Below are 22,152 nucleotides of genomic sequence, written 5' to 3' on the forward strand. Positions count from 1 at the left end.
CGGCATTTTTTATGCAATTACTTGTTTGAGTTGCTCGAGTTACCCGAGCGATACAGCTCTTGCTGATAAGCTAGACTACCCCACAAAGCCCAACTTAAGGCTTTTTTCTCCAGCGCTTGTGCTGCAGGCGCATAAGGAGTTAAGTGCTCGGTTTTTTCATCATATTGGAAACCCTGTGCCTCTTTCTCTGGCTGCAGAATGACCACATCCTTACCTTCCATCAGCGCAAAGTTTTTATCATATTGCATCATAGCGCGCCCCGGCCAATCCTCGCTAACTTGGGTTAAGTCACGGCCTAGCATAGGGTAAGAACCTGATATTCCAATCAAGGATAGCAAGGTCGGCGGCAAGTCGATTTGACTCACGATCCGGTGATCGCGCTTTGGCGCAACATTATCCCCAAGGATTAACCCTGGAATACGGAAACGCGAGACAGGCACCAGATCGGCACCACCCACTCGACTGTCGTGATCGGCAACCACAATAAAGATTGTGTCCTTCCAATAGTCAGCATTTTTGGCCAGTTTAAAGAACTCGCCAATTGCATAATCGGCATATTTTGCCGCGTTATTACGGGTTTGTTTAGGCTGCTCATAGAGTTCAATACGGCCATCGGGAAATTCGAATGGATCGTGGTTAGTCGAGCTAAACACTAAACTAAAGAATGGCTTACCTTCGCTATGAAGACGCTCAAATTCGCTATTGGCCTTACGCATCAGATCTTCGTCTGAAACGCCCCACGAGCCGACAAAAGCAGGAGATTTATAATCCTTTTGATCGATAATATCGCTAAATCCATTTCCTAAGAAGAAGCTACGCATATTGTCGAAATGGCTTTCACCACCATAGATAAATTGGGTGGTATAACCGTGATACTTCAACAATTCAGCGATACTGAAGAATCCCGTCTGACTCTTGCCTAACTTCACTACGGCACGGGCTGGCGTTGGGGTAAAGCCAGTCGTAACCGCTTCAATTCCTCGCACAGAACGCGTACCAGTGGCGTAGAGATTATCGAAATACCAACCTTCCTGTGAGAGTGCATCGATATTGGGTGTTAATGGCAGGCCACCTAAGCTCCCCACAAAACGGGCTCCTAGGCTCTCCTGCAGCAGGATCACTAAATTTTTAGGCTTTCCGGTGAAACTTGCTTGGTTAAAGCTCAGAGAAGGGATTTCATTGGAGGTAAACGCACTCTCAGGACGACCGCTCTCCTGCCTGATGGTTGCAATAATCTCAGCTTTATCCAAGGAGCCATACACCTCAGAGGCATCTTCTTCACTGCCCATTTGTTTGATCGCAAACACCAAGGAGTAAGCAGAGTTAATCACCAAAGAGTTAACTAATGGATCGTCGGCAAATGCCACCATCGCCGGATTTAATGGTCTATGGCCTAAGGTTGAACGCGCCCCCAACAGGGTCACAACGATAACCAGTACGGCTAACACTGGGCGCCAATACCAACGGGGAAAACGTAGATTTTTAGACAACTTACCGCTCAGTACCCAACCGCCCCATAGCGTTGCGATGCTCAGTACCACGGAAAAAATCAGCTCTAGCTTACGTCCCGCCCACAGCATCGACAGCACTTCTTTGGGGTAAATCAAATACTCTACATACAAGCGGTTAGGTCGAATACCATATTCCTCAATAAAAGCGGGCGTCGACACTTCGAGGAATAAGATGGCCCATAGACCTAAGGTTAACCAGAGGCGCAAAATCCATTGCCAAACCCGGCCAATCAGATGATCACCCGAAAATAACGCCGTACCTAAGGCAGCTAAACCCCATAACCAACAGAGGGTCGCAATATCGACACGAATGCCTTGCAACAATAGATGCGACCAACCATCAACGGCGGCCACACGTTCGGCTTGCCACAGACCTAAACCGATACGGCTTGCCGTCGCAATAGCGAGTACTAATAGACTGAAAATAATAATTGCGCGGAAGGGTCCATGGACGTTCTGACGACCACGGAAAGATAAACCTGACTGCATGTACTACCCCAAAACATTAAACACACTCTCAGCTTTGGAGTGTCAATTTGAAAAATCACCAGAAGTGATTCTATGACAACCGATCTTGCTTAAGGTTGCATTAAATTGCTGACTTTATATTATCAGCCCTAGCAAATATGCAACAATTTTGTGATTAAGGGGTAAAAAGTGTCGACTCGGGCACAGACTAACGCCCGAGTCGTATTGAGTTAGCTTACTTTTTAAGCTTAGCGAAGGCATCGGCAAAGGCATTACCCATTGCCGCATTGACAGGGACGGACTTAGGTGCTGGACGCCCCGACTGATGTTGTGCTGATTTGTGCTGTTGATTCGGCTTGTTAGCCTGATGCTTCCCCTGCGCAGGCGCACGAGTTTGCGTCTTGCTCTGATCAATCGCCTCATCCAGACGCATACTCAGACCAATTCGGCGACGCTCCACATCGACTTCCATCACCTTCACTTTGACCACATCACCCGCTTTAACCACGGTATGGGGATCGGTAATAAACTTGTCGGTTAATGACGAGATATGCACTAAACCATCTTGATGCACGCCGATATCCACAAAGGCACCAAAGTTAGTCACGTTGGTGACTACGCCTTCGAGGATCATCTCAGGCTTGAGATCCTTAAGCTCTTCAACTCCATCCTTAAACTTAGCAGTCTTAAACTCGCCACGGGGGTCGCGGCCAGGTTTATCCAGCTCGCTAAGGATGTCAGTCACTGTCGGCAAACCAAACTCTGGCGTAATAAACTCCTGCGGTTTGATGCTACGCAGTAACTCCGAATTGCCAATTAAGCTCGACAATTCCACCTGTTTGGTCTTGGCAATGGTTTCAACTAGCGAATAAGCTTCGGGGTGAACTGCTGACATATCTAATGGATTATCGCCATGGCGAATACGTAAAAAGCCTGCGGCTTGCTCAAAGGCTTTAGGGCCTAAACGCGGCACTTTTAACAGCTCTTTACGGTTTTTAAATGCGCCATTGGCATCGCGGTAATCAACCACGTTTTTGGCCAAGGTTTTATTTAAACCCGCAACTTGCGATAGCAAAGGCACAGACGCCATGTTTAAGTCCACGCCCACGCCGTTTACACAGTCTTCGACCACGGCTTCAAGCGAGCTAGAAAGCTGGCTTTGACTCACATCGTGCTGATATTGGCCAACGCCGATAGACTTAGGCTCAATCTTCACCAGTTCCGCTAATGGGTCCTGTAAACGACGGGCAATTGAGACCGCGCCACGAATCGAAACGTCTAGCTCAGGGAATTCTAGTGCCGCCAGTTCTGATGCGGAATACACCGAGGCGCCCGCTTCGCTCACCATCACTTTGGTTAGCTGTGGTTGGCTGTCCTTGAGGCTGGCAATCAACTCAGCCGCTAATTTATCGGTTTCGCGGGATGCGGTACCATTACCAATCGCGATTAACTCTACCTTATGCATTTGCACTAAGTTGGCGAGGGTACGAATCGACTTGTCCCATAAATTCTGTGGCGCATGGGGGAAGATAGTCGTGTGCGCCACCAATTTACCGGTGTTATCCACGATGGCCACTTTAACGCCAGTACGAAGACCAGGGTCGAGGCCCATGGTTGCCTTGGCACCCGCTGGCGCGGCCATCAATAAATCACCTAAGTTACGGGCAAACACGTTAATGGCTTCCGCTTCTGCGCGCTCACGCATTTGCGAGATAAACTCGGTTTCCATTTGCAGGGCAATTTTAATTCGCCATGTGGCAGTGACAACCGTTTTGAGCCACTGATCCACACTGCTATCCGTCAATTTTAAGCCTAAGTGCTCACTAATAATGACTTCGCAGTAACTGCCTTGACCGGCCTCTGCACCAGGATCGGCATTCATGGATAACGACAGGAAACCCTCATTACGACCACGCAGCATGGCTAAGGCGCGGTGAGATGGCACTTTTGCCAAAGGTTCGTTGTGCTCGAAATAATCGCGAAACTTCGCGCCTTCCTTCTCTTTGCCGGCGATAACTCGGCTCTCTAACACACTGTTTTGGCTTAAGTGTTCACGGACTTTACGCAGTAATTCCGCATCTTCGGCGTAACGCTCCATCAGAATGTAACGGGCGCCTTCCAGCACCGCTTTGGTGTCGCTAAAACCCGCTTCCAGATTCAAATAACCCGCAGCCAATGCTTCAATATCGGCATTGTGATCCGCCAACAAGGCTTCAACCAGCGGCTCTAATCCCGCTTCAATGGCAATTTGGCCCTTGGTGCGGCGCTTAGGTTTGAAGGGAAGATACAGATCTTCGAGACGCGTCTTGCTATCGGCGCCGTCAATTTCCCGTTGCAACTCAGGCGTTAACTTACCCTGCGCTTGAATGCTGGATAAAATCACCTGACGTCTGTCATTTAACTCACGCAAATAACCTAAACGGCTGTGCAGCGTACGTAACTGGGTGTCGTCTAACCCACCCGTCGCCTCTTTACGGTAACGGGCAACGAAGGGAACAGTAGCACCATTGTCGAGCAAATCTATGGTGGCAGTGACTTGATGCTCACGAACATTGAGTTCCTGAGCAATAATTTGGGCAATAGTCTGCATAAATAAAGTATCGAGCCTAACGGTTTGATTAATCCTAATTACGCCCAAGATACCACAGGCGCAGTCGTTGTTTCATATGATGCGAGCGATTTGCGGCTGAAAATCGCCGAGAGTTTGATCTCGCTAGGTTTATTCGTGCTCGCCCTCTAGCGGCGCGTCGAACGGCGTATAACGTATTTCATTGATATACCATGCCTTTGGGCCTGAGGGCGTTTGCACCACCACTTCATCATCAACTTGTTTGCCGATAAGTGCCCGCGCCATGGGAGAATCAATGGTGATATAACCCAGTTTAGTATCGAGCTCATCTTTACCGACAATCCGATAACGCACCCGCTCACCCGCGTCGTTTTCAAGCTCAAACCAAGCGCCAAAGTAAATTTTGCCTTCCTGCTGGGGCGAGTAATCGACAATTTTAAGCTCTTCGAGGCGCTTAACCAAATAGCGAACACGGCTATCTATTTGACGCAAAAGCCTTTTGTTGTAAGTGTAATCCGCATTTTCACTTCGATCGCCCTGCGCAGCGGCCTCTTGCACTTTGAGGGTGATCTGCGGGCGATATTCCTTCCACAGGTATTTTAATTCTTTATCTAAGGTCATCCAGCCTTGGCGGGTGATCAAATGCGCTTTCATGCTAAGACTCTGTAGTTAAATAGGGCGTGTTGACGTTTCAGGGTTATTTTTGCAGCAATTTGGCTGGCTTTTATGCAAGGCAAAGTCCGTGCAGTGTAGTTATTCTACATAAACGGACGATAACGCGGCAGAAAAGCCAGCCAAATGCTGCCCGAAGGGTTCGTCTGGCAAGCCCTTGCTCTTACTTTCTGTCATAAGAGCAGCTCGTCATTTGAGTAGAATAACTACACATCATTCCTCGTTTCGTGAGCACGTGCTTGCCAGAACGAACAAAATCTAATCTCGAAACGTCAACACGCCCTAAAACGAGCATAATTTTACATAGGCGTGCACTGATAATACTCAGAGTCGCCACCAAAGTTAAGGACTAGCAAAAATCGCCTCTGCCAGAAATGCCAATTTAGTTACAATTTCATATGTATAGTGAATATATTCAACGATTCCCATGCAATTTCATTTGCTTAGTATTAACATGAGTTGGCAATTTGTCGCATTCGACTGCCGTTGGCTTACATCATGAGCTAGTCGCTCTGATTTAATCCAGCTATATTAAGCATATTCTTGGCAGATTCGTTTTCAATTTCAGCCAGTTAATCTTTGTTGTATAACGGCATAAAAAATAAAAGCAATAATCCGAGCAATTTAAGGACATCCCATGGGACAAGAAACCTCGAAAATCCTCGTTGTCGATGATGATATGCGCCTACGAGCACTCCTCGAGCGTTACCTGATGGAGCAAGGCTATCAGGTACGCAGTGCGGCCAATGCTGAGCAGATGGACCGTTTACTGGAGCGAGAAAATTTTCATTTGATTGTGCTCGACCTCATGCTGCCTGGGGAAGATGGCTTATCTATCTGCCGTCGCCTGCGCCAACAGGGTAGCACCATTCCCATTGTGATGCTGACGGCTAAGGGCGATGAGGTCGACCGTATTATCGGACTAGAACTCGGTGCCGATGATTATTTGCCAAAACCGTTTAACCCGCGGGAACTATTGGCGCGGATTAAAGCGGTGATGCGCCGCCAAACTCAGGATGTGCCCGGCGCGCCGGCGCAGCAGGAAGCCGAAATTCGCTTTGGTGAGTTTTCCCTCGATTTAGCCACCCGTGAGATGTACCACGGTGATGAGGCCATCGTGCTGACCAGTGGCGAATTTGCGGTATTAAAAGTGTTAGTCACCCATCCACGCGAACCGTTATCGCGGGATAAATTGATGAACCTCGCCCGCGGCCGTGATTATTCGGCGCTCGAGCGCTCGATTGACGTACAGGTTTCGCGCCTGCGCCGCTTGATTGAAAAAGATCCCGCTAATCCGCGCTATATTCAAACCGTGTGGGGATTAGGCTATGTGTTTGTGCCCGACGGTGCCGCCCGGCGATGATGCGCTTTTGGCCTGTTGTTGACACTGTTTTGGCACGACTATGAAACTAAAGTGGTGGCAGCGACTCCTTCCCCGCAGCGCCTTTAGCCAAACGGTACTGCTGATTGGGTGCCTGCTGCTGATCAATCAGCTGGTGTCCTATGTCACCGTCGCTGTGTATGTGTTAAAGCCCAGCTATCAACAAATCAACCAGTTAATCGCCCGCCAAATCAATCTGTTATTTGTCGATGGTATCGATATCGGCCGTGAACACTTAACCATAGTCGATGCGCTTAATGCCAAAGTCCGTGACGATGGCATGAAAGTGTATAACCAACAGCAAGCCCGCGAAGCAGGTATCGAACAAGCCACCTACTACGGTTTTTGGTCATCGCAGATGACCGAATATCTGGGTGGCGATGCCGAAGTCCGTGTCACCCATGGCCGCGTGTTACAAGTTTGGATCCGTCCGCCGCAGGCACCATCTGTATGGATTAAAGTACCGCTGATTGGTCAAAACGTTTCCGATTTGTCACCGCTGACCTTGTACTTAATGGTGATCGGCGCACTCAGTGTTGCCGGTGGATGGTGGTTTGCCCGCCAGCAAAACAGGCCACTGAGACGCTTACAAAAGGCCGCAATTTCGGTGTCCCGTGGCGAGTTTCCCGACCCTTTACCCCTCAAAGGCTCCAGCGAACTGGTTGAAGTAACCAACGCCTTTAACCAGATGGCCCATAGCATGAAGCAGCTAGAGCAAGATCGTGCGCTGTTGATGGCAGGTATCTCCCACGATTTGCGCACGCCGCTGACTCGTATCCGCCTCGCCTCAGAGATGATGGTTGAAGATGATCAATATCTTAAAGACGGTATCGTCAACGATATCGAAGATATGGATGCCATTATCAGCCAATTTATTGCCTATATTCGCCAAGATCAGGAAGCCAGTCGCGAGCCCGGGCAAATTAATAAACTCATTCAAGATATTGCTCAGGCCGAAGCCAATCGTGACGGTGAAATTGAGTTGGCGTTGGCCGACTGCCCCGAAGCACTGTTTCAAGGGCTAGCAATCAAGCGAGTATTGAGCAATTTAGTTGAAAACGCCTTTCGTTATGGCTCCGGCTGGGTGCGGATAAGCTCGCAATTTGATGGTAAACGCATAGGCTTTAGCGTTGAAGATAATGGCCCAGGGATAGATGAATCACAAATTCCTACGCTCTTTCAGCCTTTTACCCAAGGTGATATTGCCCGCGGTAGTGTCGGCTCTGGGCTTGGGCTCGCCATCATCAAACGGATTATCGACCGTCACCAAGGCCAAATCACCCTCTCGAATCGTGCTGCAGGCGGCTTAAAAGCCCAAGTTTGGCTACCGCGAGAATAATCCCAAAATCATAATGACAACGCTGACATTGGGTTCGATTTGTCATATTTGTGTCACGCAACATTCATAAACTTTAGGCAGTTAACTTACCTTAAGTTTCCAATGAAGATTGCATCATGAAGATTTCAACCTTATCACTCTCTGCTTCAGCGCTGTTGTTATTGCTTGCAGGATTATTAGCAGCCGTAGTGCTATGGAGTAGCGACCAAAGGCAACAGATTGAGCAACAAACCCAAGTTCTCCAAGGTATACAACAGGATTTCCTCGTTGGCGTGCGCCGCGATCTTGATGGCTATTTAGCGAGTGGTAATGCAACCCTGCTTCAACAGGCCAAAACCAAACTCAATCGCATCAAAACCCAACTGGGCGAACTGGATCTCGCAGCCTCCGGCAGTGCTGACGACCATTTACAAACCGCATTAACTCAGTTTATCCAAGACTTAGACAACAAATACCGCGCGGCGGGCAAACTCGCGGGCAACCCAAGACAATTACTCGCCCATGCCGAATCCGAAATGCTCGACTATAACCGCAGGCTCGGCAGTTATGCCGACAAAGGCTTAGCAGTTAATGCTGCAGTGGCCGAGCAATATCTGCAATTAAGCCGTGACTTACCCAGCATTGTTTACCAACTCTCGCAGCTTACCGATGGCTATCTCATTGATAAAAATCAGCAGCTTAAAAATATTCTCGACAGCACCAGCAAAGCGCTTAACCAGTGGCGCAATCAACTCGACACTCTGCCGTTAATCGGTATTTACGAACAGCAAGAAGCGGATGAACTGACTCTCGGAGGCAGTGAGCCTGAACAAATTGAGGTAGGCGAAAATGATCGAAGCGAGCTACTAAGCCTTGCCAATCGCTACAATAAGGAAGTCGCCAATACCCACCAATTGCTCCAAGCCAACCAAGAGATGCAAGCGCAATTAATTCAAGCCATTAGCATGGTTGAACAGCAACTCATCGCCCTCGGTGAAGCCCAAACGGTCAAAAACCAACACTTAAAATATGAGCTACAACTTATTCTTTATACGATGGTTTCTATCATGGCGCTGTTCGCTATCGGCTATTTAATCCTGCAACAGAACCGAGTCGTTAAGCCCCTTAAGCGCCTCAATCAAGCCTTTATGCAGTTAAGCGAGTCCAACAGCCGCGAGCGTTTGGACATTAATCGCCGCTGTGAAACAGGCCAAATTGCAGGGCATTTTAATCAGCTACTTAATCGCTTTGAACAGGAAGATGAACTGCAGCGCCAACAAATGACCAAGGTTTCCCAATCCTTAAGTCGGTTGGTCGCGCGCATTACTCAACTGTCGCAGCACACTGAGCACACCCAGACCATAGTGGCCGAGACGCAGTCGCAAACCGAGCATATCCGTAGCCTCGCCAATGAGGTCAGCCATACCTCGGCTCTAGTCGAGCAGAGTGCGGTCGAAACCATGCGCCAAATGCAGTCGAGCCAAGCCGAGGCAGAAGCGGTACTTAGCGCCACCGAGCAAACACAAACCGCCGTTGGCCTGTGCCATGCATCACTCGAAAGCCTGAATAACTCAGTAACAGACGTTGCCAAAATCATTGATGTGATTGGCAATATCGCCGAGCAAACCAATCTACTGGCGCTTAATGCCGCCATTGAAGCCGCCCGCGCAGGCGAGCAAGGCCGCGGCTTTGCGGTGGTCGCCGACGAAGTGCGCAGCCTTAGCCAACGCACGCAGGTATCGTTAAATGAAATCGTGAAAATCCTGCAACAGCTCACCCAGTCGAATCATGCACTTAGCGAAAGTGTCGATGGCATTGCCAAGGCCACCAGCAGCCAAAAATTACGGGCGCAAAGTTTATGGCAAGTTGCGCAAAACGTGCAAAATCAAGCAAGTGAAATGGCAAACACCGCCAAACAGGGTTCACTTAATGCCAAAGAACAGGTGGATTATCTCGATGAGTTTGTCCGCAGCATGGACAACCTAAAAGACCAAGCGCAAACCAGCTCACAGCAGAGCGAAGTCATCGCCCAAGAAGTGCAGCAAAGTGTGGAAAATATCGAAACCAGTTTAGGTATTGCCGACAGTCGTGTCGTGCCAATGCGCGCGGCTTAAGCTTAAGCACATAAAAATGGCAGCAAGAAAATAATCTTGCTGCCATTTGCAGGGATTAACGAGCATTAGTCGTTAACGAGTATTAGTCGTCAATGCGGCAACTGTGGATTTGAATGTCATCAAACTGACATTCCACATTGACCCAATTACCATCAAAGGTCGCTAATGAGGCATCACTAGCATGGTAACCCCACAGACTGTTCTGGCTCACCTTTCCGGTTAGCTCCAGCTCATTACTCTGCTGTTCAAGATCAATTTCCTTCACTAGCCATTGGCCATCGGCTAATTCAACGCCCTCAATTTGCAGCCATTTTTGATCAAGGGTTGCAAGGGTTAAGCCATCATCAAACTGGGTTCTCGCGTCGATAATAAAGGTAAAGCCATTGATTTGTAGCTGGTTATTGCTATCGAGCGTGGCTCGCCCTTCAAGCTCAAACTTGTTGCCTAAATCGGGTAACGGGCCACCCGCATCTGAGCTTTCAAAGTCGACCTCTTTGGCCCACAAGCCCTGCGCAGTAGATTGAATATCCACTTCTAGGCGCTTACCTTCCAGCAAATTGGCGCGATTACCATCTTCAAATTGAGTCTGTTCAGTCACATAGAGTCGTGTGCGGCTATTAAGCTCAAACTGGCTCTTGTCTTGGTTAACCCAAGTCACTGTGCCCTCTAACTCCATCTCGTTGAACGTCGGCGCATCATTCGCATCTTCTACGTCGACTTCATGGGCCTTAAATACGGCGCCATCCTGTTGACCTTCAACCTCAACCCACACACCTTCGGCTAACAGCCCTTCTAACTCGGCATTGGCATAATCGATCAAGGCTGAGCCCAAGCGGAATTGCTGCGCAACAGAATCAAGCTCTGTTACCCGACCTTCGATTTCAGCAATTGCGAGATTCGGGAAAAGGTTAATCGACTCTACCTGCCATTGTCCGACCACTGTGGGATAGCCATTTACCGCTACCCAATCTCCCTTTTTATATTGGCTAGCTGATGCAACAGCTAGCTGTATACCATTGATCGTAATATTATTTTTATTGATAGCACTGATTTCACCGACTAGCGCAGGATCGACAACCACCGTTTTAGCCTGCTGACCTTGGTTAACCAAATCCAGGCGCATCCCCACTTGAATAGCTTTGGCATCCAGAGGCTGTTGTTGATAACGAATATCTGCATTGGCGATATTAATCTTGTATCCATTCACAGTGATCTGCTGATGGTCTGCGGACACCTGAGTCACAGTCCCCATCACTTTAGCGGGTAAATTCGCGGGAGGTGGCGTCACATCCGTTGATGAACCGTCGCTACCACAGGCGGTTAATAGTAATGCGCTAATACCTACTAAGTGCTTATTCATTTTTTCTCCCTTATTTACCTTGTTAAATCAACGGCTCGCATCTTAGTATGGGAAACGTCAAGCAAACGTGAAGAAATGAAGATAAGCAATGAAAGTATTAATTGTTGATGACAATCATGATGTTATAGAAACAATCATGGACTATTTAACCCTCGAAGGCATTATTGCTGACTGCGCCTATCACGGTGAAAGCGCCATCAATTTAATACAGCAAAACCATTATGACGTGATCATTATGGATATTATGATGCCCAAATTAGACGGTATCCGTACGGTCAAAAAACTGCGCGAAGAGCTGTTTTGTAATACGCCGATTTTGTTTTTAACCGCCAGAGATAGCCTGCAGGACAAAATTGACTCATTTACCTCGGGCGGTGATGACTTTTTAAATAAACCCTTCGCCATGGAAGAACTGTGTCTGCGTCTACGGTCACTGCATAATCGCGGGCCGCGTTTAGATGTAGGCATATTGCGCTTTGGTGAAATCAGCTTAAATGTCGCAACGCAGCAAGCATGCCGCGCGGGTAAGGAAATCAAGCTGAGTAAAATCCAACGCACGATTTTGACGCTACTGCTCAAACATGCCCCCGCCATTGTGAGTAAAGAACAAGTTATCGATGCGGTTTGGGGGGATGACGCCCCCTGTAGCGACGCGCTTCGTAGCCATATTTATGGCCTGCGTAGTGCATTGGATAAGGGCTTTACAGATTCCAAACTAGAGACGATTCATGGCCAAGGTTACCGACTCCTCCCCTAAGCCATTACCGAGCTTATACAAAAAAATTCGCCTAACGTTTTTAGCGCTCACAAGCCTAATGTTCGCGATTTTCTGGGGTTTGATTTATATCGCCGAAGAACAAATTGAGGTCATTAGCCTTGAACACAAACTGGCGACCGAAACCCGTGAATACCAGAAAAACTATCAACGATTTGGCGATAAAGCCCAGCTCCCCGATATCCACGAACTCACCACCTATTGGAGCAAAGAGTTTGTGCCGCAATGGCTGCAAGCCTATCAACAAACGGGTTTTTATGAACACCAGTTGGGTGCCGAAGATAAGCACTTTTTGATTTCGCCGCACCCATCGGGGCAAGGTTTATTGTATGTGGTGTTTAAGGATGATGCGGATGACTTTCTCGATGGATATGAGGACAGGCTGCATATTTTGATATCCCTCTTCGGGGTAGGTTTACTGCTGTTCATCATGGCCTATGGCTTATATTTTGTGCGGCTACTATCGGCGCCATTTTTTGAAATTGAACGAAAAATCAATGCGCTGACGCCAGAGGAGCCGAGCTTTATCCCTAGCACGCCCTACCGTGAAACCCGCCATATCGAACAAACCTTACTGGAAAATAAAACCAAAATTGCCGCCTATTTTACTCGGGAACAGGAGTTTAGCCGCTTTGCCTCCCATGAACTACGCACGCCTATTATGGTGATCCAAGGCTCGACAGAATTACTCAAAAAACTGCCAAACAGCGCGAACGAAGCCCAGCAGCGGATCGCCAACAAAGCCATCGCCCGCATTGATTACGCAGGCCAACAGATGAAAACCCTCACCGAAACCTTTTTGTTATTAGGTAAGGAACAAATTGAATCGCAACACTATGATCAAGTTGATTTAGCCGCACGGCTTACGCAGCTATTAAGTGAAATGGCGCAGCATTTTGCCAAACACGAAATCCGCCATCAGCTCAGCGTTAACCAAAATACCGCCATTTGCGCGCCGGTGAGTTTTGTGGACATAGTGATAGGCAACTTAATTAAAAATGCCTTTAACTACAGCAGTGGCGATATTGAAATCACGCTGAAAAACAATCAACTAACCATAAAAAATCCGCTTAGCCACCACAGCGCCGAGCCCACGGGCTATGGTTGTGGTTTGATTATTATTGAACGTATCTGCGAGCGCATGGGGTGGCACTTTTCGGCCCAAAGCCTAGGGGATGATTATCTGGCAACAATCCAATTTATGGATAACCGCGAGCCACAACAGCATCTAAATGAATCCGCTTAAATTCTTCACAACTGCTTCACGCTCGTCTTGGCATGATACTCACCGCAGATGAGTCGCCCAGCGGCGTAAGATTAGAAAGAGGACATTTAGATGAATAAAATCACCTTAAGCATGTTAGCAATCACATTGTCATTGAGTGCCTTTTGCAGCCAAGCTGGATTTCAACCAACAACGGGCGAACCCCAATTACGTGGTGGCTTTCAAGGCCCCAGCGCACGGCAAATCATTCATGATGTCGTCAGTGCACTCAATGCCAGCGATGACACTCAGGTGGAGTTAACCGGTCATATCATGTCGTCAATTGGCCACGATGATTATATTTTCCGTGACAGCACGGGCGATATTAAAATCGAAATTGACGATGATCTGTGGCTCGGACATACCGTCACGCCAGAAACCCAAGTGATTATTCGCGGTGAAGTGGATAAGGACTGGTCAGAAGTCACTATCGATGCCGACAGCATTCAACTCGCTCCATAACCGTATAAAAATCCCGAATAAAAAAGCCAGCCTAGGCTGGCAATTCTCTCGCTCAAGCAAGCGGCACATCAGCCCCATAAGTTCAGGGGCATCCGCTTATCTTAACTTAAAGCCGCCAACACCACTTCGGCCTTGCTCACCTCAAATGACTTAGGTGCTTCAACATTCAGTAACGTCACCACGCCGTTATCGATGATCATCGCATAACGTTGTGAACGCACACCGCCAAAGCCTGCGGTATCCATCTCTAATCCGAGCGCCTTAGTAAAGCTCGCATCGCCATCGGCAAGCATCAGTAACTCAGACGCATTTTGCGCTTCGCCCCAGGCTTTCATCACGAAGGCATCGTTTACCGATACACAGGCAATTAAATCAACGCCTTTGGCTTTTAACTCATCGGCCAGCACCACATAACCGGGCAAATGCGCTTCAGAACAGGTTGGTGTGAAAGCACCTGGCACTGCAAATAATACCACTTTCTTACCCGCAAACAGCTCGGTAACTTGATGATTTACCATGCCATCTTTTGTTAATTGGCTTAGCGTCGCCGCTGGTAATTTTTGACCTTGAGCAATCATGTCTCTCTTCCTTTAGTTAACGTAACTCGCCCATACTAGCCCGAATCCGACAGGATAAACACCGAGAGAAAAAGGGGGATTTGTAGCAGCAGAATCGATATTGCTATGCGGGAACGCCCTAAAGGGAGGAGCAAAGTATACTGGTTAGGATGAGTCTAGGTTTCAGTGCTTAGCCAGCTTACTGTTTAGGGCGTGTTGACGTTTCGAGATTAGATTTTGTTCGTTCTGGCAAGCACGTGCTCGCGAAACGAGGAATGATGTGTAGTTATTCTACTCAAATGACGAGTGACAAAGAGCAAGGGCTTGCCAGACGAACCCTTCGGGCAGCATTTGGCTGGCTTTTCTGCCGCGTTATCGTCCGTTTATGTAGAATAACTACACTGCACGGACTTTGCCTTGCATAAAAGCCAGCCAAATTGCTGCAAAAACAACCCTGAAACGTCAACACGCCCTAGTCAGCATAAAACGACGCAAATCTCTTTCCGCACGCATAACAAAAAGAATTCGAACCTTTTCATCGCCATACTTGTAGAAAACACGACATGGATTTACCACCACTTCACGATAATTGAGCCGCTCTAGTTCTGGTGGAATACGCCCTGAATCGGGAAAATCGACTAAACGCTCAACCTTTGCAAAAACCATTTGAACCAGTTGCTTGGCAGCAACGATATTTTCAAGCGCGATATATTCAGCAATATCATTCAGATCAGCTAAAGCAGGTTCCGTCCAAATTATTTCAGCCATTTTGACATTCTGTCCTTAGCATCTTGATGGCTGACGACTTTTCCATCCGCTAAAGCTCGCTCACCACGTGCAATACCTTCAAGAATCGCCAAACGATTTTGCATAAACTCATAATCTTCTACATCAATAAGATAAGCTGACGGTTTACCATGCTCAGTGATCAATACTGGTTCTTTGGTCTCATGCAGATCGGCAAGGATCTTAGTTGCTTGACGTTTTAGTGACGTCACGAGTTCCACTTTCATTTGAACAGCTCCCGAAAAACACTAAAGTGATACTATTCTATCACTATAAGCATAACAAGCTTTGAAACGGCTAACGGCAAATGCAGCGCGCAGCGGATTGATTTCGTAGCCAGTGTTTTTGCTAGCAATAAAATGCGTCTGTTAGCGTCTGTAACTGCAAAGATGGGCAACCTCATCCTGTGTTTCTTGCGAAAACAGCGCCAATTGCTCATCAGTCAATACACCATGATGCTTCAAGGCTGCTATTTTAACGACCGCATTACTACGTTTAAGATCATCAAACATCTCAGCGATGGCATTATCTTCTTTGTTAATCACTTTCCAAATAGCTAAGTAAGCTTCATGCTCCCGACCTTTACGGGTAGATGATATGTGCTCTATACGCTCAAAAATTGTCTCGCATGCCGAATTGAGCAAACTCTGTTTGAGACTGCTAAGCCTCTTCCAATCTTTTTCAGGTACAGATGACATCTGACAGTTCTCCTAATACATGAGGCGAATAAATAAGGCCACCCCAAATAAAACAAAAACATAATGAACTTTAGGTTTGCCCACAACTTACTCAGGCCAAAGTGGCTTGAATAGCTGCCTTTAAAAGTACTTGGGCAGCATTATCGAAAAAAATCGACGTTTTAGGATGGGTGCCCACTTTCTTCTCTCATAAGCAAAAAATCGACGTAGCAAAGTACCCACCTTAGGATGGGTATCAGCTTCCTTTATGTTCCACACTTGGGATAAAGTCGCGGCGGCGCGCGGCCTATCCTTATTTGCTAGCCTTGTACCTTTGCAAGAACACGCCCCCAAGCCGATGCAATACGCCGCAGAAGCGCATTATGGATAGCTTTAGACAGATCCGATTCTGTCCAAACTACCCAGTGCTCGATAACTCTGCTCTTATAGCCTGCGCCGCATCCCCACTCGGCAGCCATTGAATGCCAAATGGATACGAATGTCCTCACCTGTTCGATCCATTGTTCCTTCGCGATTTCACCCACGTTTACCGAGAAGGCGTCGAACTGAGTAACACACTTACTTTCCAGTGCATCAATCTGATTGGAAAACTCAGGGTACTTACTGCGCAAAAGTGCCAAACTATTCTTCAACTCGGCAATCTCTGTGCCACAGAATTTGACGGCGCTTGACCTTGCACGTTGATTGATCGCCTCGTAGACGTTTAGATTGTACCAAGACCCCTTTCGATCAATGCTAGCTGCAAGAGTCCGATGATGCGTTGCGGAAAATACATTCTTAATGTATTCACCAAAATGAGCCCAGTCAGGTGACCTTGCATCAGCTCTCGAGCGCCAATCTGACACTAGGGTATGGCTGTCACGCTCAAAGGCTTCAACCTTGCTATCTTCCGCGCTCAGAAGTTCCTGTGAAGCGGCGAGAAGCGTTACGAGTTCATTCAATTTGCTGGTGATATAAGCTGAACGTCGCTCCTCCAGTACATCCCAAATTTCAGAGCTTGAATCGTTCTTGCTATCAAACGTAATGATATTAGGGCTTATTTTGTACTCGTGTGAAATTTTATTTACAACCTGCTCTTCCCTGATGCTTCGACCAATACCTTTGCGATCATTGAGATCCGTAATATCGCAGTCAATGTCTGAGACCTTATCAGATTCGTTCTTGTCTAAGATCAGTAGAGTTACGTCTCGGGCAACTCGCCGACCTAAACCCAACTGAATTCCAAGTTCGTAAAACGATCTACAATCCGCGTCTGGTGCATCCACGAACGAGGAGCAAATTATTGGGAACACTCCCTCTGTATCCAAAGTTTTTCGGATATCCTCACGGTGAATGTATGAATCGATGCCACGAGTGTCGACAATACTCCAAACAATGTCGCCACGCATTAAAGGAAACGGGCCTCGAATAATGATCCGCGAGGGTATTGAAACAACCTTGTTCTTCCCGTCATTAATCCGAGCGAAATTGTCTCTGAGCCATACCTGCCAGCTCTTTGATTCCTCTAAATTTGGCCAAAACTCCGTTTCTGTTCTGCTCTCTAAGTCCAAGCAGGAAAACATTAGCTCGTTCACCTCTGCCACAGACTGACAGCCCATTGAAAACTCTAATGCCTTGTCGCTTGAGCGCCACTTACCGTCTTCTTTCTTCTTTTCAATCGTCAGGCCGAGCATATTTCGTATGCACCGAGTAAGTTCCTCGCTCAGAAGGTTGCCACCTTCGTCTTCATCAGCAACGTTCTTATTGGCTTTAGCCCATATGAAATCGGCAAAATTTCTTACAACTCGTTGAACTTCATCTTCCGGCAAAGGCTCAACTTTGATGGAGTACTTAGTAGCATATTCTACCGCCACTTCACATACTGTTGTTCGGCCAGCCCCGGTCTTCAGAACCTCAACAGGCTCATTGTTGGAGTCTTCATACTGGAGGTCGGAGACTTTACATATTGCGGATGTTTTTCCTGCGCCGATTTTTCCAATGAAGGCTGCACTAAAATGTTTTTGATCTATTGTGCTGAGTAGTTTAACTATCCCGCATTTGTTCTCGAATAGACGTGCAGCCACGTCCTGATTGAGCGGCGCTTTAAGGTAACGATCAATCTCGGCCAATAGCGGACCTGCTTGTTCTCTCATCTCTTATGCTCCAAACTGAACACTCTCAAAGGCTAGCAATTATATCGTACGCATGTACATAACCTCACCCCAAACACTTGGCAAAATTATTCACAACTCACTGATTTAAAATTTGATTTCCACAATAGCAAAAATCATTCTGGGTAGAAAGAGCGCAAGCGCATGATTTCTGTTTGTTTTTTGGGTGTGCATTTTGAAATAAAAAAGCAGCGTATCGATGGATACGCTGCCTTGTAAGGGTGAGACCGACTTCTTACTCTGTGTGTATTAGTCAGTATGGCCTTTGATAAACTCTGTCACATTGCACATCAAAATCAAATCTTACATAAACTCTTCACGTTTACGCAGTACCGCCCACAGTCCTAGGCCAAGCAAGGCGAAGAATGAAAATGCACCGCCTTCATCCACAATAATCACCTCGCCTGAGCTATCGCGGTCACGACTTTCTAGCGGCAAGGCATATAAGCCATCGGTATTATCGGCGCTAATGCTTGCCACAATACCGCTATAACCGACCTCATAGACATCAATTAACACATCGTAGTGATCAGTTTGATAGCCGGTGTAGAGGGTGGTCAGCACTTCGTAATCATCCTGCGTGGAGTCACCGTAGATGGTAAACACACCTGTGGTGTAATAATGCACCCAAGGTCCGCCGTTACGGCTGAGGTATAACTCGGCAAACAGGTCAGCGCGCTCATTAAGATATGAGCCAAACACATCCACATCGAAGGTCACGCTAAAGGTTCGATAAAACCCATCGTAATCAAAGTCTTCAAACAAACGGCTGCTGGCATCATAAATCGCAAAGCTGTGATAAATCGGAGCGCGATAGGGATCTTCCGTGGTCGCACTTGAACTGGGGATCGGCTGACTCGTATGTTTGGCGATCACTTGTTCGCGGGTCATGGGAGTTGCGCCCATCAATTGCACGCGCGAAACATTCGCACCCTGTGCCGAAAAAGATGGCGTCAACGACTTAAGCGCAGCGGCGGTGGATTGCTTTACATTTTGAGCAGGGGCCGACTGTTGCAGCAGGCTTAAGGCTTGCTGCTCTTGCTTAGCCGCTTGCTCGGCATCGGTATTTTTCATCATGCCGATACTGGCGGCACTAAAGGGCTCCAAGTTTGACTCGTCGCTCGGCTGCGCGCTCACCATTGTTGATGCCAGTAATGCGCCAGCCAATGCCATAGCCTTCACATAAGCCGTGGTTGCGATAGCTTGTTTCTGTGTGTTCATCTTGAATACCCCATTGGATAATCCGTTCAAATTGGTGACATTAAAGGGCACTCAAGGTGAACATAAGCTGAACATTTAACTGCGTCGTTCTTTAGTAAACAAGCCGTTCAGCCGCAATTCATCTGCTGTGGTTAACACTACGAATATGTCAGATGAACACTGGATATGACTTGTGTGCGCGGCATCGGTTCAGGCGCAAGTTTGTAAATAGCGCTTGCCTGAATCACAGTGAATGTTAAAGGAATTGTGTTTACCAATTGGCTGATCTCTATGTGTTTGTTATGTTGATGAGGTATTCTTAGTCGACTCGATAAGCTATCCACCCCGCAACTTACTTAAGATCGCCGAACCTGTACGGGTAACAGATATGAAACTTGGTTTGACACTGATCCTCATCACCTGCTTATGCGCCTCTTTCGGCAGCATGGCGGGCAATGGTAAACACGATGATCGCAATCAATCGCGCGACCAAGGCGTGAACAATGAGCAACGCCTTGTGGTGAATAGTCCAGATCAAGCCGTAGCCATGGCGCAGCGTCAATATCGAGGCAAAGTGCTCAGCGTGCAGTCGAGCGGCTCGGGCTATCGCGTCAAAATCCTCAATAATGATGGCCAAGTTTTTTCAGTTTCGGTGGATGCCGCCACAGGACGCGTGTCGAGGAATTAATATGCGACTCTTACTCGTTGAAGACGATGTAGCACTACAAACCAACTTAAAGCAGCACTTGCTGGATGCCCATTACAGCATAGATGTCGCCAGCGACGGTGAAGAAGGCTTGTTTCAAGCCGTTGAATATAATTATGACGCCGCCATTATCGATGTCGGTTTACCTAAACTCGACGGCATTAGCCTTATCCGCCGCATTCGCCAAAAAGAGCGCGCTTTTCCGATCCTAATCTTAACTGCGCGCGACAGCTGGCAAGATAAAGTCGAGGGCCTCGATGCCGGTGCCGATGATTATCTCACTAAACCGTTTCATCCTGAGGAATTGGTTGCCCGCCTTAAAGCGCTGATCCGACGCTCGGCAGGTAAGGCAAGTCCAATTATCACTAACGGACCATTTAGCTTAAATACCAGTAGCTTAGAAGTGCGTAAAGAGGGCGAACTCGTTACCCTCAGCGGCTCTGAATACAAGCTGTTTGAAATTTTTATGCTGCATCAGGGTGAAGTGAAATCCAAAACCGCGCTCACCGAACATATTTATGATCAGGATTTTGACCTCGACTCTAACGTTATCGAAGTCTTTATCCGCCGTTTACGTAAAAAACTCGACCCCGATAACCAATACAATCTAATCGAAACCCTGCGCGGCCAAGGCTATCGCTTAAGGGTTATTACGCCAGAGCAAGGTGTTGATGAGTAAGCGCGCGCTTGCCTGGCAGTTATTAAACTCCCTCAAAACTCGGCTCGTCCTTAGCGCGCTGCTGTTTATCTTAGTGCTATTGCCGCTGATTGGCGTCGCCCTCAATGACGCCTTTGCCGAGCAGGTAAAAAGTGCCGCTAAAAATGAGCTGAGTGCCTATGTGTATTCGATATTAGCGGTCACTGAGGTTGAAAATAAACGGATTTTTATCCCTGAATTAGTACTCGAGAACCGCTTTAACCTTATTCAATCAGGGCTTTATGCCATCGCGACCACAGAGAATGCCGAGCATAAACAGAGCATCGTCTGGCATTCGCAGTCGTTTATGGGCATCACGCCACCAGCACAGTTCACCATTCCGCCAACCGGCAAAAATGCCTTTGAGCAAATCGACCTCGCGGGCGCGCCACACCTTATCTATAGCTTTAGCGTGAGCTTTGCCAGCCTGAATGAAAATGTGCCAGTGACTATCCATATCATTAAGGATGAACAGGAGTTTCAGCAACAGATAGCCCAATTTAATCAACAACTTTGGACTTGGCTGCTGATATTAATCCTAGTGATGATGGTGTTTCAGTTGAGTTGGTTGATTTGGACCATTAGGCCGCTGGCGCGCTTTACCCAAGAACTGCACGATGTGGAACAAGGTAAATCAACCCAACTGAGCAGCCAGTACCCAAGCGAGTTACAGGCGGTCGCGCGGCAATTGAATATCCTACTCAATACCGAGCAAACCCAGCGTAAGCGCTATCGCAATGCCCTTGCGGATTTAGCCCATAGCCTAAAAACGCCACTGGCGGTGATTAAAAGTCAGGTGGATTTAAGTGAGGCCTCGAGTGAGCAAGTGTCGAACATCAGCCGCATTATCAGCCACCAACTCAAACGCGCCCAAACTGCGGCGGCCGCCTCCTGGCATTTAGGCATTAAGGTGGATGAGGTGGCCAATAAACTGCTACGCACCTTAGCCAAGATTTATCGAGAACCGCAAATTAACCTCAGTGGCGAAATCGCTGATCTGGCGGTCTTTAAAGGTGATGAAGCTGATCTCACTGAGATTTTAGGTAACTTGCTCGACAATGCCTGCAAAGCCGCCAAATCAACGGTCAAATTAACCGTCACTGGCGATGCTTATCAATTGCAACTTTGTATTGAGGACGATGGCCCGGGGATCAGCGATGCCCTGCAAACGCAAATCTTTGAGCGCGGGATCCGCGCCGACTCTTATCACCAAGGTAACGGCATAGGCCTCGCGATTGTCCGCGATTTAGTGGATAGCTATAACGGCCGAATTTCCGTATCGCGCTCAGAAAGCTTAGGTGGCGCCAAATTTACCGTTAGTTTCACTCATTCAGTTTAATCTTTTATTTTCAATACTATATATCGTTTTTTTGGTAAGAAAATAAATCTACAACGCGCTTTTTGCCGCACAACATACTTTCAGCTTATGTTCATATTCAAGCGCCTATGATGCCAATAACATCC

19 protein-coding genes are annotated in these 22,152 nt (G+C 47.6%); 9 read left to right on the plus strand and 10 right to left on the minus strand.

Annotated elements, in window-relative coordinates; genetic code table 11:
- Positions 1-17 precede the first annotated feature (17 nt).
- The 3 genes from SO_RS21505 to greB form a co-directional block, all read right to left on the minus strand.
- Positions 18-2,000 (minus strand): LTA synthase family protein, encoded by a 1,983-nt coding sequence (locus SO_RS21505; protein ID WP_011074224.1) that lies wholly within the window; start codon positions 1,998-2,000, stop codon positions 18-20.
- Positions 2,001-2,214: 214 nt separating this feature from the next.
- Positions 2,215-4,569 (minus strand): Tex family protein, encoded by a 2,355-nt coding sequence (locus SO_RS21510; RefSeq protein ID WP_011074225.1) that lies wholly within the window; start codon positions 4,567-4,569, stop codon positions 2,215-2,217.
- A 129-nt stretch (positions 4,570-4,698) separates the two neighbouring features.
- The gene (gene greB, locus SO_RS21515) at positions 4,699-5,202 is read right to left on the minus strand and encodes a transcription elongation factor GreB (protein ID WP_011074226.1); all 504 of its coding nucleotides are present in this window, start codon (positions 5,200-5,202) and stop codon (positions 4,699-4,701) included.
- A gap of 655 nt (positions 5,203-5,857) precedes the next feature.
- Between greB and ompR the strand changes: the two genes are divergently transcribed.
- The 3 genes from ompR to SO_RS21530 all read left to right on the plus strand — a co-directional run bounded on the left by ompR (position 5,858) and on the right by SO_RS21530 (position 10,033).
- Positions 5,858-6,583 (plus strand): osmolarity response regulator transcription factor OmpR, encoded by a 726-nt coding sequence (ompR, locus tag SO_RS21520; RefSeq protein ID WP_011074227.1) that lies wholly within the window; start codon positions 5,858-5,860, stop codon positions 6,581-6,583.
- A gap of 40 nt (positions 6,584-6,623) precedes the next feature.
- Entirely contained in the window at positions 6,624-7,940 is a 1,317-nt protein-coding gene (envZ, locus tag SO_RS21525) for a two-component system sensor histidine kinase EnvZ (protein ID WP_011074228.1), read from the plus strand.
- Between the two features lie 116 nt (positions 7,941-8,056).
- Positions 8,057-10,033: a methyl-accepting chemotaxis protein gene (locus SO_RS21530; RefSeq protein WP_011074229.1), complete on the plus strand. Its 1,977-nt coding sequence runs from the start codon at positions 8,057-8,059 to the stop codon at positions 10,031-10,033.
- An 82-nt stretch (positions 10,034-10,115) separates the two neighbouring features.
- Here the strand turns inward: SO_RS21530 and SO_RS21535 are convergent, their stop codons facing one another.
- The gene (locus tag SO_RS21535) at positions 10,116-11,393 is read right to left on the minus strand and encodes a DUF5666 domain-containing protein (RefSeq protein ID WP_011074230.1); all 1,278 of its coding nucleotides are present in this window, start codon (positions 11,391-11,393) and stop codon (positions 10,116-10,118) included.
- Positions 11,394-11,481: 88 nt separating this feature from the next.
- Between SO_RS21535 and SO_RS21540 the strand changes: the two genes are divergently transcribed.
- The 3 genes from SO_RS21540 to SO_RS21550 all read left to right on the plus strand — a co-directional run bounded on the left by SO_RS21540 (position 11,482) and on the right by SO_RS21550 (position 13,894).
- Positions 11,482-12,150 carry a response regulator transcription factor gene (locus tag SO_RS21540; RefSeq protein ID WP_011074231.1) on the plus strand — a complete coding sequence of 223 codons (669 nt, stop codon included), beginning with the start codon at positions 11,482-11,484 and terminating at the stop codon, positions 12,148-12,150.
- Positions 12,122-13,414: a sensor histidine kinase gene (locus SO_RS21545; protein ID WP_011074232.1), complete on the plus strand. Its 1,293-nt coding sequence runs from the start codon at positions 12,122-12,124 to the stop codon at positions 13,412-13,414. The genes SO_RS21540 and SO_RS21545 overlap by 29 nt, the downstream gene beginning before the upstream one ends.
- 90 nt (positions 13,415-13,504) lie before the next feature.
- Positions 13,505-13,894, plus strand: coding sequence for a YgiW/YdeI family stress tolerance OB fold protein (locus SO_RS21550; RefSeq protein WP_011074233.1), 390 nt, complete (start codon positions 13,505-13,507; stop codon positions 13,892-13,894).
- Positions 13,895-13,995: 101 nt separating this feature from the next.
- Here SO_RS21550 and SO_RS21555 read toward each other — a convergent pair whose 3' ends face one another.
- From SO_RS21555 to SO_RS21580, 6 genes are all read right to left on the minus strand, one after another.
- Positions 13,996-14,472 carry a peroxiredoxin gene (locus SO_RS21555; protein WP_011074234.1) on the minus strand — a complete coding sequence of 159 codons (477 nt, stop codon included), beginning with the start codon at positions 14,470-14,472 and terminating at the stop codon, positions 13,996-13,998.
- Between the two features lie 441 nt (positions 14,473-14,913).
- Positions 14,914-15,219: a type II toxin-antitoxin system RelE/ParE family toxin gene (locus SO_RS21560; protein ID WP_011074235.1), complete on the minus strand. Its 306-nt coding sequence runs from the start codon at positions 15,217-15,219 to the stop codon at positions 14,914-14,916.
- Complete coding sequence (locus SO_RS21565; protein ID WP_011074236.1) at positions 15,207-15,464, minus strand: type II toxin-antitoxin system Phd/YefM family antitoxin; 258 nt, start codon at positions 15,462-15,464, stop codon at positions 15,207-15,209. Before SO_RS21565 ends, SO_RS21560 begins: the two co-directional genes overlap by 13 nt.
- 141 nt (positions 15,465-15,605) lie before the next feature.
- Positions 15,606-15,935 carry a hypothetical protein gene (locus SO_RS21570; protein WP_011074237.1) on the minus strand — a complete coding sequence of 110 codons (330 nt, stop codon included), beginning with the start codon at positions 15,933-15,935 and terminating at the stop codon, positions 15,606-15,608.
- A gap of 299 nt (positions 15,936-16,234) precedes the next feature.
- Positions 16,235-18,067 carry a hypothetical protein gene (locus tag SO_RS21575; RefSeq protein WP_011074238.1) on the minus strand — a complete coding sequence of 611 codons (1,833 nt, stop codon included), beginning with the start codon at positions 18,065-18,067 and terminating at the stop codon, positions 16,235-16,237.
- Positions 18,068-18,388: 321 nt separating this feature from the next.
- Positions 18,389-19,306: a choice-of-anchor H family protein gene (locus SO_RS21580; protein ID WP_011074239.1), complete on the minus strand. Its 918-nt coding sequence runs from the start codon at positions 19,304-19,306 to the stop codon at positions 18,389-18,391.
- 367 nt (positions 19,307-19,673) lie between these two features.
- Between SO_RS21580 and SO_RS21585 the strand changes: the two genes are divergently transcribed.
- Genes SO_RS21585 through SO_RS21595 form a run of 3 tightly spaced genes read left to right on the plus strand, consistent with a single transcriptional unit; the run spans position 19,674 to position 22,027 of the window.
- On the plus strand, positions 19,674-19,973 hold the full coding sequence (locus SO_RS21585; protein ID WP_011074240.1) for a PepSY domain-containing protein: 300 nt from the start codon (positions 19,674-19,676) through the stop codon (positions 19,971-19,973).
- A gap of 1 nt (position 19,974) precedes the next feature.
- Positions 19,975-20,670: a response regulator transcription factor gene (locus tag SO_RS21590; RefSeq protein ID WP_011074241.1), complete on the plus strand. Its 696-nt coding sequence runs from the start codon at positions 19,975-19,977 to the stop codon at positions 20,668-20,670.
- On the plus strand, positions 20,663-22,027 hold the full coding sequence (locus SO_RS21595) for an ATP-binding protein (protein WP_011074242.1): 1,365 nt from the start codon (positions 20,663-20,665) through the stop codon (positions 22,025-22,027). Before SO_RS21590 ends, SO_RS21595 begins: the two co-directional genes overlap by 8 nt.
- The last annotated feature ends 125 nt before the right edge of the window (positions 22,028-22,152 follow it).

It is taken from the genome of Shewanella oneidensis MR-1 (assembly GCF_000146165.2).
GTDB classification, from domain to species: Bacteria; Pseudomonadota; Gammaproteobacteria; order Enterobacterales; family Shewanellaceae; genus Shewanella; species Shewanella oneidensis.